This is a genomic window from Novosphingobium sp. FW305-C-30-35 (genome assembly GCF_058783135.1).
In genome coordinates, this window is the sequence record NZ_JBYSYJ010000001.1 from 1,985,898 (window position 1) to 1,999,136 (window position 13,239).

10 protein-coding genes are annotated in these 13,239 nt (G+C 66.0%); 3 read left to right on the plus strand and 7 right to left on the minus strand.

Annotation, left to right across the window (positions count from 1 at the left end):
* Positions 1–138: 138 nt before the first annotated feature.
* A complete protein-coding gene (locus AC3WLM_RS09870) occupies positions 139–1,185 on the minus strand; it encodes a class I SAM-dependent methyltransferase (RefSeq protein WP_193827534.1) in 1,047 nt (348 codons plus the stop codon).
* On the minus strand, positions 1,182–2,069 hold the full coding sequence (gene lgt / locus AC3WLM_RS09875; protein WP_492477260.1) for a prolipoprotein diacylglyceryl transferase: 888 nt from the start codon (positions 2,067–2,069) through the stop codon (positions 1,182–1,184). Before lgt ends, AC3WLM_RS09870 begins: the two co-directional genes overlap by 4 nt.
* A 179-nt stretch (positions 2,070–2,248) precedes the next feature.
* Between lgt and AC3WLM_RS09880 the strand changes: the two genes are divergently transcribed.
* Entirely contained in the window at positions 2,249–3,952 is a 1,704-nt protein-coding gene (locus AC3WLM_RS09880) for a class I adenylate-forming enzyme family protein (protein ID WP_492477261.1), read from the plus strand.
* A 22-nt stretch (positions 3,953–3,974) separates the two neighbouring features.
* Here AC3WLM_RS09880 and AC3WLM_RS09885 read toward each other — a convergent pair whose 3' ends face one another.
* From AC3WLM_RS09885 to AC3WLM_RS09895, 3 genes are read right to left on the minus strand one after another with little or no spacing between them, the layout of a single operon-like run.
* A complete protein-coding gene (locus AC3WLM_RS09885) occupies positions 3,975–4,466 on the minus strand; it encodes an asparaginase domain-containing protein (RefSeq protein ID WP_039337149.1) in 492 nt (163 codons plus the stop codon).
* Positions 4,467–4,499: 33 nt separating this feature from the next.
* Positions 4,500–5,267 (minus strand): hypothetical protein, encoded by a 768-nt coding sequence (locus AC3WLM_RS09890; RefSeq protein WP_492477262.1) that lies wholly within the window; start codon positions 5,265–5,267, stop codon positions 4,500–4,502.
* Complete coding sequence (locus tag AC3WLM_RS09895) at positions 5,267–5,914, minus strand: RNA polymerase sigma factor (protein WP_492477263.1); 648 nt, start codon at positions 5,912–5,914, stop codon at positions 5,267–5,269. The genes AC3WLM_RS09890 and AC3WLM_RS09895 overlap by 1 nt, the downstream gene beginning before the upstream one ends.
* A 305-nt stretch (positions 5,915–6,219) precedes the next feature.
* On the opposite strand from AC3WLM_RS09895, the gene AC3WLM_RS09900 reads away from it, so the two are divergent.
* Positions 6,220–9,396, plus strand: a complete 3,177-nt coding sequence (locus AC3WLM_RS09900) for an autotransporter domain-containing protein (RefSeq protein ID WP_492477264.1) — start codon at positions 6,220–6,222, stop codon at positions 9,394–9,396.
* Between the two features lie 71 nt (positions 9,397–9,467).
* Here the strand turns inward: AC3WLM_RS09900 and AC3WLM_RS09905 are convergent, their stop codons facing one another.
* Positions 9,468–10,793: a family 1 glycosylhydrolase gene (locus AC3WLM_RS09905; protein WP_492477265.1), complete on the minus strand. Its 1,326-nt coding sequence runs from the start codon at positions 10,791–10,793 to the stop codon at positions 9,468–9,470.
* 86 nt (positions 10,794–10,879) lie between these two features.
* On the minus strand, positions 10,880–11,791 hold the full coding sequence (locus AC3WLM_RS09910) for a LysR family transcriptional regulator (protein ID WP_039337142.1): 912 nt from the start codon (positions 11,789–11,791) through the stop codon (positions 10,880–10,882).
* Positions 11,792–11,947: 156 nt separating this feature from the next.
* On the opposite strand from AC3WLM_RS09910, the gene AC3WLM_RS09915 reads away from it, so the two are divergent.
* Positions 11,948–13,237, plus strand: a complete 1,290-nt coding sequence (locus AC3WLM_RS09915) for a tetratricopeptide repeat protein (RefSeq protein ID WP_492477266.1) — start codon at positions 11,948–11,950, stop codon at positions 13,235–13,237.
* Positions 13,238–13,239: the final 2 nt, after the last annotated feature.

The following is a 13,239-nucleotide window of genomic DNA, read 5'->3' on the forward strand; positions in this document are numbered from 1 at the left end:
CCCCCACTTGGCGCGCCTGATAGACGCAAAGCCACGGCTTTGCCAACAGGCATTTTGGTGCGGGAAACAGCCCTTATCAGGCCCTGTATTTTTGGGCGATTTCAAGCTTGCGACAATGGGTGGGGCGCGGTTTGCGCCTCAGGCGAATCCGGCGCCCTGTGGCCAATGCGGCCCTGCGAGTCCCATGACCTTGAACAGGACACCCATCTGCCCTTCGCCAGTCAACCGTTCGCGCGCGGCCTGGATTGCCTCGGCATGGGTCGGCGCATAGGCCGCCAGCGCGTCTGCCCGCGCATCGATCCCCAGCGCGCGCAGCCAGCGCCCCTGTTCGACCGTGCCGAGCCATTGCACTCCGCGCGATAGCGCGATCGGAGCCAGTGCCGAGAAATCGACATGCGCGGTGAGGTCCGCGTCGCCCGGATTGGAAAAGACATCGACCTTGCGATGCCCGCGCACCGCCTGGAGCGAGGAGCCTAAGCGCGGCTCGGCATGGCCATAGTCGATGAACAGCGCGGCGCCGCCCTGTCCGGCCAGCCTGCCTGCCACCTCGTAGACGACCGCTGCCGAAGCCGGGGATGTTTCGAGAATCGTGCCTTCCGGTGCTTCATGCCGACTCTGCGGCACAGCGGCATCCATCGGCGCCGTCCCTGCGACCGGGATCAGGCGCCCGTCGGCAATGCCGACCATGCGTTCGCGCCAGCCAGCCGGCGTGCGCACAAGCTGACGCACCGGCAGCGCATCGAGGAACTCGTTGGCAATGATCAGCAGGGGGCCGTCGGTCGGCAAGGTCGACAGGTCGGCATGCCAGAAGGCTGCGGGATGGAGTTCGAGCTGCAGCGCCTTGAGCGCGGTGCTCGTCTCCACGAAATGCACGCGGGGCGTCAGGCCATAGCGGCGCGCCGCGCCCAGCGCATCGCGTGCCAGCGTGCCGCGCCCCGGCCCAAGCTCGACGTAGTGAATCGGCTCAGGCCGCCCGGCGCGAATCCATATGTCGGCCATCCACAGGCCGATCAGTTCGCCGAACATCTGGCTGATTTCGGGCGCGGTGATGAAATCGCCCGCCGTTCCGAAAGGATCGCGGCTGGAGTAATAGCGCGCGTTGGATTCTGCCATGTAGTGCGCCACGCTGATCGGACCGGTATTGGCGATCAGGCGGGCGAAGGTCTCCAGCAGCGATGCACTCACGCCGGAAGCGCTCCGCCCGTTGCCACGGGTTGGCGCATCAAGCCGCGCAGCAGGAAGAACAGACCCACGGCCATCATCGGGACGGTCAGCCACTGCCCCATCGAAAGGCCGCTCTGCATGGCAAGGTCCAGCAGCTGGGCATCGGGCTCGCGGAAGAACTCGACGGTGAAGCGCGACAGGGCATAGCCCAGCGTGAAGGTGCCGACGAGCAGGCCCGGCCGCCAGCGCGCCCTGGTCTTCCAGAACAGCACAAGCAGGACGATCGCCAGCACGAGTCCTTCCAGGATGGCCTCGTAGAGCTGGCTGGGGTGACGGGCGACCGGACCGCCGCCGGGAAAGACCATCGCCCAAGGCACGCCGGGACCGGCCTCGCGGCCCCACAATTCTCCGTTGGCGAAATTGGCAAGGCGGCCGAACAGCAGGCCGAACGGCACGCAGACCGAGATGTAGTCGCACACGCGCACGAAGTTGAGCTTGCCGCGCCAGGATACCCAGGCGATCGCCAGCACAGTGCCGATCAACCCGCCGTGGAAGCTCATCCCGCCTTCCCAGAGCTTGATCAGGTTCTCCGGATGCGTCAGCAGTTCGGGGGCATAGAAGATCGCATAGCCCAGCCGCCCGCCCAGGATGATGCCGAGCGTTGCATAGAAGAACAGGTCGTCGGCATGGCGCTGCGCCATCGGCGCACCGGGCTGACGCAGCATCTTCAAAAGGTGCCAGTAGCCCAGAACGATCCCGGCAAGATAGGCCAGCGAATACCATTTGAGCGCAAAGAACCCGAGATCGAGCGCGATCGGCCCCACGCCCAGATCCTCCCAGCGAATCGGCGTATGTCCGGCAGTTGCGGATGCCGACGCTACGGCAAGCGCGGTTGCTGTTGACACTAGTGACAGCAAGAGATGAACTCCCTAGAACTTTCAGGACAGAATGTTTTGGTTGGCCCGTTTTCGTGCTGTCAAACGCGCCCAATGGGGTAACGTATTGGCACAGGGAAAAGGTTGCAGGCAAACCCGAAAAAGGCGCGAAACAAGACAGCGTCAGGGTGAGGAGACGAAAGGGTAACATGAAGACCGAGCTGGACCTCGCCATGGACAGCGCCTTTGGCGCGCTCACTGCCGAAGGTGGCATGTTCCACACCGTCCCGATCGAGCGGTTCGGGCAGCAGTTGCCGATGATCGCCGCCGCACCGCCGCACCTGCCGGCCTACTTTGCCTACTTCTGCGCGACGCAGGGCGAGAAGACCTTCATCGTCGATGGCGACACCCGCCTGAGCTTTGCCGATGTCTACAAGGCGGCGCGCCATGTCGCGGGTGGTCTTGTCGAAGGGCTGGGCTTGCAGAAGGGCGAACGCGTCGGGCTGGCGGCACGCAATTCGGCCAACTGGGTCATCGCCTACATGGGCGTGCTGATGGCAGGCGGTTGCGCCACGCTGCTCAACGGCTGGTGGCAGGGCGAGGAACTGGCCCACGGTATCGATCTGGTGAAGTGCCGCTTCGTCATTGCCGACGCTGCGCGTGCCGCCCGGCTCGAAGGTCACGCGCACGGCGCGCAGCTCCTGCCGATGGGCCACGATTGCCCTTACGAAGAGGGCCTTGCCGCGCTGCTCGCAAACGGTGGCGGAATGGAAACCATCCTGCCCGACCTTACCGGAGACGATCTGGCCACGGTGCTATTCACCTCGGGCTCCACCGGCATGGCCAAGGGCGCCTATTCCGATCACCGCGGTGTCGTGCAGGGCACGATGAACTACGTCTGCCAGTCGGCGGCGATGCTGGCGATCCTGACGGCGCGGGGCGAAGGCCCGGCAGAAGGTTCGCAGCCGGTAACGCTGGTAAACGTGCCGCTGTTCCATGTGACCGGCGAAGTGCCGGTGTTCCTCCAGTCCTTCGCGCTGGGTCGCAAGCTGGTACTGATGCCCAAGTGGGACGCAGTGGAGGCAATGCGCCTGATCGAGCGCGAGAAGGTGACCTATTTCGTCGGCGTACCGCTGATGAGCTTCGAGATCGCCACCCATCCGGACCGCGACAAGTACGATCTTTCGACCTGCGTCTCGTTCGCCGCCGGTGGCGCGCCGCGCCCGGTCGAGCACGTCGACCGCATCCGCAAGGCACTGCCCCATGCCTTCCCGTTGCTGGGCTATGGCCTGACCGAGACCAATGGCGTCGGCTGCGGCAACCTGAACGAGAACTACCTCGCCAAGCCCGGCAGCACCGGCACGGCCTCGCGCCCGCTGGTCGATCTCGCCATCCTCGACGATGATGGCAAGCCGCTGCCGCAAGGCCAGGTTGGCGAGGTGTCGATCCGCTCGATCTGCAATTTCCTCGGCTATTGGGACAACGAGAAGGCCACGCGCGAAGCGATCATGCCCGATGGCTACTTCCGCACCGGCGACCTCGGCTACCTCGATCCGGAAGGCTACCTGTTCATCGTCGACCGCAAGAAGGACATCATCATTCGCGGTGGCGAGAATATCTCGTGCATCGAGGTGGAAAGCGCGATCTACGCTCACCCCTGCATAGCCGAAGCCAGTGTGTTCGGCCTGCCCGACGAGAAGTTCGGCGAAGTGCCCGCCGCCGTTTACCTTGCGAAGGAGGACTGCTCGGCCACCGAGGAGGAACTGCGCGAATTCCTCAAGGCGCACATCGCGCCATTCAAGATCCCGGTGCGCTTCTGGGAAGTGACGGAACCGCTCCCACGTCTCGGCACCGAGAAGGTCGACAAGCGCACCCTGCGCGAACGCTATACCAAGGAATTCCTTACGGCTTGACCGGCTGGGCAGGTTCGTGAGTTCAGACGCTCACGAACTTGCCGGCCGCGCGGTCCTTGCGAACCTTGAGGCCATCGAACACCTGGCCGCTCATCGCGATCCACACGCCGGGCGCCGCCACCTGCGCCGTGGCGAAGGCCATGCCGAGATTGAAGTGCGCGTCGGTCTCGGCAAAGCGCGCCGGTGACAGGGCGCCCGTCAGCACGATGGTCTTGCCGGCAATGTCGCTGAGTGCCTTGGCCGTTTCGGTCATCGTATCCGTGCCATGGGTAATGACGACATGGCGCTCGGGCGCCTCGCGCACCGCGGCGGCAATCAGCGCGCGGTCGGCGTCGGTCAGTTCGAGGCTGTCCTTGCGCATCAGTTCCATCACCCGGAACGGCAGCGCCACGCGCGCCTCGGCGATCAGCGCGGGGATTCCGCTCTCGACGATCTGGTATTCGCTCAATGCGTCGAAATAGGCCTTGTCGATGGTGCCGCCGGTGGTCAGCACGAGGATCGGTTCTTGTTGCATGGCCAAGCCCTTAGCCCAGCGTCAAGGCTGCGGCTAGTTGCCCGGCGGGGGAGGTGGCGGCGGGGCGGACCCCGTTGTCTGGCTGGGCAGCGCCTGCCCGCCCGGAAGGCCTGCGCCCGGCGCCCCGCCCGAAAAGCCCCAGCCCTGCTGCGGTGCCGGCGGTCCCATCAAACCGCGCGGCAATGCCGGGCGGGGCGAAGGGTCGGAAGTAGGCCCGGCAGTCTCGCGCGAGGGCTGCGCCGGGGTCGACGCAAGCTGCGCTTCGGGCACTGCCACGGGCGGCGCTACCGGGACCGACTCCTGTGCATCCGGCCTCTTTTCAGCCGCCGCACCGCTTCCGCGCGCCGCCGGAGGCAGGGGGACTTGCGCCAATTGCACCGGAGTTTCTGCCGCAGGCACCGCGATTGCGGAGGGCTGGGCTGCGGGTTGCTGCCGCGCCATCACAGTGGTTGGCCCGCCCTGTTGAACCGGGTTGTGCGCTGGCTGGCCAAGCAGCACGACGGCGGCAATAGCTGCCGCAGCAGCGGCAAGGCCGCCGACGGCAAACCGCACGCGCGAAGGCGCAGCCACCCGAGCGGGGCGAGCTTCAGTGCCAGTGAATGGAATCACCTGCGCCGTTTCGCGCGGCGTCGACGGCTCTGCGAGGGGTGCGGCTTCGGCGGGAAGCTGCGGCAACGCCGTAGCCTGTGCCACGATCCGCGCCGCAAGCCCCGGCGGCATTGCAGGACGCGGCGCCTTGTTCAGCATCGCATCAAGCGCCGCGCTGGCCTTCGCGGGGGAGACGGGAACCTCGCGCGCCATCACGCGTGGGCCTCGAGATCGGCACAACCGACGTCGCGCGCTTCCAACAGCGTGCGCATCTGCCTGCGGGCCCTGAACAGCAGCGATTCCATCGCCTTGATATTGAGATCAAGCACCTCGGCTGCAAGGGCGTTGGAAAAACCTTCGTAATAACAAAGGACCAATGCTGCGCGATAACGCTCTGGCAAGTCCGCCAGCGCGGCAGCTACGGCCTGCGAAGCTTGGTCTGCCTCGATCCGGCGATCGGCAGACGGGGTCTCGTCAGCGGGATCGGGCATCGTGTCGACCGTGACCACCCGGAAGCGGCGCTTGCGATCGAAGCACAGGTTCATCGTCACGCGGTGCAGCCAGCCGACAAGGCCAGCGCCGGTCGGCGTCCAGCGCGGGGCGTTCTGCCACAGGCGGGCAAAGCAGTCCTGCAGCACGTCCTCGGCCTCGGCCGCATCGGACAGCATGCGCATGGCCACGCGATAGAGCGCGGGCGAATGGCGATCGACCAGCAGCGTGAAGGCGTCGACCGACCCGCGCGCAACCTCGCGCATGAGGGCCGCGTCATCCAGCGCCTCGCGATGGATCGGATCCGCAGCGGGAATCGGGCTGTCCTCAGCCGACACCGCTTCCGAGCGCAGATCGCCGTAGAAGGTCAAGGATACCCGCCGTTTCGCACCAATCCCCGGCCCAGCGCAGGGGATTCCACGTACCCTGCCTGCCGGTTCCCAAGTGAACAACAGATTTACGGGAACTTAAGACACGGTTCGTCGCAATTATTTGCACGCCCCGGCGAAGGGTTGGCCGGCGCGCTCCGTTAGGTCCCGCGGAGGCAACCGGCTTTGCGGCCACAAGTCCTCCGACCTGTCGATCGGACAGCGGGGCCTGCCTCGCCATCCGGCACTCGGCCCGCGCCGACCGCACCCCGGCGCGGGCCATCTTTATCGGAATTCATGAGGGGTTTATGGACCGTCTTCACAGCACAACCATTCTGTCGACGCTGACTGGAGCCTCTCTGGCTCTCGTCCTCATGGCGCCTCAGGCGGCCCATGCCGACACCACCGTCAGCACCAGCACCACCGCGCCGCTCAAGACCTCGACCGCCGGGAACGTCACCGTCGCCAGTGGCGGCACCATCACGCTGGGCTCGGGCGGCACCGCGGTCACGGTCGATTCGAACAACACCGCCACCGTCGCATCGGGCGGCACCATCACCAACACCGGCGGCAAGGACGGCGACACCGGAATCACCGTCGAGGCCGGGCGCAACACCACGGTGACCAACGGCGGCACGATAACCGTGACCGAAAGCTTCAACGGCGCCGATACCGACAACAACGGCACCGTCGATGGCCCGATCGCTTCGGCCAGCAACCGCTATGGCATTCTGGTCGGCGCAGGCGCGACGACCACGGCAACGCTCAAGAACACCGGCACGATCACCGTCGAAGGCCTCAATTCGGCCGGCATGGTCGCCAAGTCTGACCTCACCGGCAGCGTTTCCAATACCGGCACGATCAAGGTACTGGGCGACAACAGCGTCGGCATCGGCACCAGGGGCGTGTCGGGCAACGTGACGGTCGAAGGCACCGTTGCCGTGGTCGGCGCGGGCGCGCAGGGCCTTGTCGTTGGCGGCAATGTCGGCGGCGCGGTGCGCATACAGGGCGCGATCTCGCAAAGCTCGTCCTACACCAATGACGCCGGCACCACGAAGACGCTTTCCCGCACCGACTTGCGCACCGGCAAGGCCGCAGTGGAGATCGGCGGCAGCGTCGCGGGCGGCATCCTGCTCGACGCGGCCCCCTATGACCTCGACAGCACCAAGACCGACGAGGACAACGACGGCGTGGCCGATGCCTCCGAAGTCACCGGCACGATCAACTCGGTCGGCAACAGCCCCGGCATCCTCGTTGGCGCGGCGAGCGACATCGTGATCGGCAAGGTCAAGGGTCGCGACGGCGAATTCTCGCTCGCGCTCGACGGCAACGTCACGGCCAATGCCGTCTACAGCAATACCGATGCCTATGCGGTCGTGATCGGCGGCAAAGGTGGCACGGTGACCATGGCCAACGGCATCGGCGTCTCGGGCACGGTCAGCGCGACGACGGTCGACCAGAAGGCAGTCGCCATCCTGATCAACGAAGGCTCGACCGTGCCCAGCCTGTCGAACAGCGGCACGATCAAGGCCACGCTGTCCTCGCCGGGCGAAGGCACTGCCTATGCCATCCAGGACAAGTCGGGCACGCTGACCAGCCTCGACAACACCGGGTTCATCTCGGTTTCGGGGACAAGCGGCGATGACCTGCGCGCGATCGACCTGACCGCCAACACCAGCGGCGTGACGATCAAGCAGTACCTCAACGCGATCGACAAGAAGGCGCAGGACGCCGAGAAGGCCGCCAGCGGCTACAACTCCGCCAACCCGACGATCTACACCTCGATCACCGGCAACATCCACACCGGCAGCGGCAATGACGTGCTCGACGTGGCTTCGGGCCGGATCTTCGGCAACAGCTTCCTCGGCGCGGGCAACGATTCGGTCCTGCTTTCGGGCGACAGCGGCTATGTCGGCAACATCGATTTCGGCGCGGGCACGGCCACGATGACGATGGGTGACACCGCCTTCTTCATCGGCAAGCTGGACATTGGCGGAAACGCGGGAACGCTCACCCTTGGAGGGACCTCGATCTTCTCGGGTACCCTTGCCAATGCTGGCCAACTGGACGTCACGGTCAACGGCGGCAGGTTCGGCGCAAGCAGCGCGGCGACCCTCTCATTTGACAGCCTCACCGTGAACTCGGGCGGTGCGCTCAACGTCTATATCGACGGCAGCACGGGCACCTCCTCCCTGATCGACGTCAACACCGCGACCTTCGCCACCGGCTCGAAGGTCACCGCCACGATCACTTCGCTCGACAAGGCGGTCGGCAACTACACTTTCCTCAAGGCAGACACGCTGACCGGTGCGCCGGTGTTCGATGCAACCAACACCCAGCTGCCGGTCCTGTTCAACGGCGCGATCAACCGCGTCGGCGAGACCCTGGTGCTGGCCGTGACGCGCAAGACCGCGGCGCAGCTTGGCCTGACCGCGCCGCAGGCCGCCGCCTATGATGCGATCTACAAGCAGGGCACGGCCGTGGCCAACCTTGGCAGCAGTTTCCTGCAAGTGGAGGATGCTGCCGCGCTGCAGGGCCAGTTCAATCAGCTCCTGCCCGACTATGCCGGTGGCGTGTTCGATTTCGTCACTCGTTCGGGCCGGATCGCATCGCGCCACCTGATGGACGACAGCTCGATCTTCGACATCAGCGAAGTCGGCGGCTGGTTCGAACCGGTTTACTTCCGCGGGACCAAGGACCAGACCGGCACGGCGGCGTTCGAGGTCAAGGGCTGGGGCCTGTCGGCCGGGTTGGAGCGCGATATCGGCGCGGGCTATCTCGGCCTGTCGTTCCTTTATACCAAGGGCGACATCACCACCTCGGACTACCAGAAGACCGATGCGAGCAACTACGAGCTTGGCCTGTTCTGGCGTCTCGCTTCCGGTCCGTTCTACGCCTTTGCCAAGGCCTCGGGCGGCCGTGTCTCGCTGAATTCGACGCGGCAGTTCACCGGCGCCGTCAATGGCTCTGCTCTTTCGTACACCGCCAATGGCCGGTGGAAGGGCTGGACCGTAGGCGGCCAGGGCGGCGTGTCCTACCGTGCCGATCTCGGCGGCAACCTCTCGCTCAAGCCGATGGCCAAGTTCGATTACTACCGCCTGAGCGAAAAGGGCTACACCGAGACCGGCAGCGAACAGATCGCGCTGTCCGTCGCCAAGCGCACCTCGGACCTGCTGACCGGCACCGGAAGCCTCACTGCCGCATGGAGCGCGGGTGAGGTCAACCGCGACGAGCGCCCGCTCACGCTTGAGCTGGAAGGCGGCTACCGCGCACGGCTCGCCGGAACGCTCGGCGATACGGTGGCGAACTTCGAGGACGGCGACCAGTTCCGCCTGGTGGCCGACCGCATGAAGTCAGGCTGGACGTCCGAAGCGCGCCTGCTGATGGGCGGCATGGACTACACCTGGCAGCTGGCCGGCGGTGCCGAACAGATCCAGGGCGGCGTCGATTACTCGATCCGCGCCTCGCTCAGCATCGCGTTCTGATCGAAGCGACATCGAAAAGGGGCGGGCGGCAGGACAAACTGCCGCCCGCTTCGTTTCGGACCTCTTTCGTTTCAAACCAGCGCGTTCGCCCTGGCAATCGCCCCCAGCACGCCAGCGCTCGGCTTGGCCTTCCGCTCGAACGTCACCGGGTCAAAGCTGGCAAGACCGAACTTGGGCCGATAGCCGAAGATCCACTCGAAGTTGTCGACCAGCGACCAGTGACAATAGCCGATCACCGGCACGCCATCGTCGATCGCCTGCTTGAGGCCCGCGAGTGAAGGCGGAATGAACGCCGCGCGCACGGCGTCGTCATCGGTGCCGACACCATGTTCGGAGACCAGCACCGGGCGTCCGGTCGCCGCATGGGCATACCGCACGGCGCCCGCCAGTGACGGTGGCCAGACTTCCGTGCCTGAAAAGTTGCGCACGCCGCCTTCGGGCGGAGGAAGCCTGCCCTTGTCGCCCCACAAGGCGCGCTCGTAGTTCTGCACGCCGATGAAGTCGTCGGCCCTGGCCACTTCAAGCCACGACCCGTAAAGCTCGCTACGCATGCGATCGCGGATTGAGTTCTTGCCCACCGCCTGATCGTCCAGCATCGCCAGCGATACGCCGACCGGAAGGTCCGGCCGCACCGCCTTGATCGCCGCGCGGCCCGCCTTGTGCGCGGCCAGCAGACCGACCTGCAGTGCCGGCAGGTCTTCATAAGCCGCCACGTTGCCGCAAACCATTTTTTCCACGCCGAGCCGCTTGGCCGCCGTATCGAGCGTCAGCTTCTGGATGTCCCACACCGGCTTTGGAAGCATGGGCTTGAGCAGCAACAAGATGTTGGGCTCATTCAGCGTGATCGCACTGTGCATCTGCGCGCCCATCGCCTGCGTCACGCGGGTGCAGTAGCGGGCGAACAGCTCGGCGCTTTCGGGGTTGGTCCAGCCGCCTTGCGCGCTGAACCACAGGGGCGCGCTGAAGTGGCTGTAGGTGACGACCGGTGCGAGTCCCCGCGCCCGGCAGCCTTCGACGATCCGCCGATAGTGCCCCAGCATGCCCGTGCTGAACCGCCCCTTGACCGGCTCGATCCGCGCCCATTCCACCCCGAAACGATAGGTGTTGAGCCCGATCGACTTGGCCAGGTCGAGGTCACGCTCCCACAACAGGAAACTGTTGGCCGCATCGCCCGAAGGCTCGGCAAAGACGGTGGGCTGCTGGTGTTCGAGATACCACAGGTCTGACGTGGTATTGTTACCCTCGATCTGGTGCGGCGCGGTCGATGCGCCCCATAGGAAACCCTCGGGAAAGCGTGGGCTGGGGGCTGGTTTGCGGGTGGCCTTCGCAGACAGCGAGGCACCGCTTGCAGCAAGGGCAGCAACGCCCCTGGCGAGAACGGAACGGCGATCGATCATGGTTTCTCCCAAGGCTTTGCCGCCCGGCCTACGCCGCGCAAGCCATCAGGTAAAATAACCGATTATCGCCCCGTTATCGGCCCAGCCTATGCCTCGGCGAGGACATCCAGCATCGCCCGCCCCAGCGGCGGCAGTCCCCGCTCGGCCAGATAGCGCACGCCCACGCTGCGCTCGAAGGTCGCCTCGCCGATCGCAATGGCCCGCAACACGCCGATGGTCAGCTCTGCCGCCGCTACCGTACGCGGCAGGATCGTCACGCGGTCGCTATGGCGGACGATGGCCTTGGTCGTCAGCAGCGAATCGCAGCGGATCACGTTCTGCGGCACAGCCACACCGGCAGCCAGGAACAGCGCATCGACCTGGCGCCGGAACGCGCCTTGCGCCTCGGGCAGGACCCACGGCAAGTCGGCCACCTCGCGCAGCGAAACACTGTCGCCCAAGGCATCGTGCCGCCGCCCCACGATCAGGGCAAAGGAATCGCGCGAGGCCGTCACTTCAACCAGATCCGGCGGACAGGCTTCGATCTCGGTCGTCACGAAGGCAAGGTCGAGCGAACCCTTGCGCAACAGATCGGTCAGTTGGGGATCGGGCCGCTCGATCACGCTCAGCGCGAAGGGACCGACGCGCTCCTCCAGCCGCGCCACTGCCTGCGGCAACAGGCTGACCAGCGCGCCGGGCGTCCCGCCGATCCGCAACGGCCCGGCCACGTTGCGCGCAGCGTGGTCCACCTCGACTGCCGCCGTCTCCAGCAGCCGCACCATCGCCTCGGCCCGCTCGCGCAGAGCTTCGCCCTCGCGCGTCAGCACGATACCGCTTCGCGACCGCGCGAACAGCGTCACCCCCAGCCGCTGCTCCAGCAGCGAGATCGTGTTCGAAACTGACGGCTGCGAGATATTCAGCGCCCGCGCCGCGCCACTGATCGATCCGGTCTCACACACCCGCCAGAACGTGGCGACAGCACGGGGATCAAGGCGGAGGCGCGAAGGGGGCTTGCTCATGACTCTGGCTTAGCCTGCAAGCATAGCCTGTGTCTATGTGATAAGCCTCAGGGATCTACCCTACGGGCCTTGTCACCCCCGTGACGATCATTGTCATCGGACATCGCGCACCCCCCGCGATAGCTGGAATGCCATCATCCAGTCGCGAGGGGTACGATGGCGACCAAGCACCTTTTCCTGCAGGCGACGGCCTGCGCCATGGCCGTGGCTGCCGCGCTGCCAATGCCCGCGTTCGGCCAGGCGAACGAAGCCGAAGCCCGCTATGCCGCACTTGCCGCGCAGGAGCGCCAGAAGGCCGGCGACCCCGCGTTCGACTACGCCCTCGGCCTGGCAGCTTCGGACGCCGGGTACTATGGCGAAGCCATCGTCGCCCTGCAGCGGGTGCTTGCCCGCCAGCCCGACAATGCCCCGGCCCGCGCCGAACTCGCCCGCGCCTATGCCCTGGCCGGTGACATAGACACCGCCCGCAGCCAGTTCGCCACCGTGGTCGACGATCCGACCATCCCTGACCCGGTCCGCCAGCGCTTCACCGGCTTCGTCCGCCAGTTCGACAGGCAGATCAAGGGCGGCGGCTCCGACCTTTCGGGCTTCGCGGAAAGCGCTTTCGGGCACGACAGCAACATCAACTCCGCCACCCAGCTCACCTCGATCACCATCCCGCTGTTTGCCGCGCTTGGCCCCGGCACCCTGGGCAACAACGCCCGCGCCAAGAAGGACAAGTTCTACGACATCTCAGGCGGCATCTCGGGCGTCAGCGCGATCAGTCGGCAGGACCGCGTGTTCGGCTCGCTCCTCGGCAACTTCCGCGACAATCTGGACTCTGCCGCCTTCGATCAGGCCAGCCTCACCGGGACGGCAGGCTTTGCCCACACTTTCGCCAACCGCGATGTCGCCTCGCTTTCGGGGCAGGTGCAGAAGTACTGGCTCGGCCACAAGGGCTTCCGCACCGCCTATGGCGCGATCGGCCAGTACACCCACATGCTGAGCGGCGGAAAGGCACTGTCCGCCTCGGTGCAGTACACCCGCTTCGATTACGACCGCGACCCCTTGCGCGATGCTGACCGCTTCGCCGTGGGCCTCGGCCTCGCCGCCCGCCAGTTCTCCGTCAACCTGATCGGCGGGCACGAGGAAACCCGCGCGCAGGCCGGCGATGCCGAATCCAACACGTTCGCCGGAGCCAGCGCCGGTGCCGAGATCCAGATCGCGCCCAAGGTCGCGGTGGTCGGTGGCGTGGCCTTCGACTTGCGCCGCTATGACCGCGCCGATCTGCTGTTCATGCGCAAGCGCCATGACGAGCGCGTCGACGTGACCGCTGCCGTCAAGTTCGCCATCCTGCCGCGCCTGTTCCTCCAGCCCAAGGCCGCCTGGTCGCGCAACTGGTCGAACATCGCCCTCTACGATCACGAACGCTGGACCGTGCAGGCCGGCGCGCGCTTCGAATTCTGATC

Coding starts and splice junctions, on each gene's coding strand:
- AC3WLM_RS09905 (WP_492477265.1), bottom strand. CDS start 10,793: ATGATCGATCGCCGTTCCGTTCTCGCCAGGGGCGTTGCTGCCCTTGCT.
- AC3WLM_RS09885 (WP_039337149.1), bottom strand. CDS start 4,466: ATGCAACAAGAACCGATCCTCGTGCTGACCACCGGCGGCACCATCGAC.
- AC3WLM_RS09900 (WP_492477264.1), top strand. CDS start 6,220: ATGGACCGTCTTCACAGCACAACCATTCTGTCGACGCTGACTGGAGCC.
- AC3WLM_RS09880 (WP_492477261.1), top strand. CDS start 2,249: ATGAAGACCGAGCTGGACCTCGCCATGGACAGCGCCTTTGGCGCGCTC.
- AC3WLM_RS09890 (WP_492477262.1), bottom strand. CDS start 5,267: ATGGCGCGCGAGGTTCCCGTCTCCCCCGCGAAGGCCAGCGCGGCGCTT.
- AC3WLM_RS09915 (WP_492477266.1), top strand. CDS start 11,948: ATGGCGACCAAGCACCTTTTCCTGCAGGCGACGGCCTGCGCCATGGCC.
- AC3WLM_RS09910 (WP_039337142.1), bottom strand. CDS start 11,791: ATGAGCAAGCCCCCTTCGCGCCTCCGCCTTGATCCCCGTGCTGTCGCC.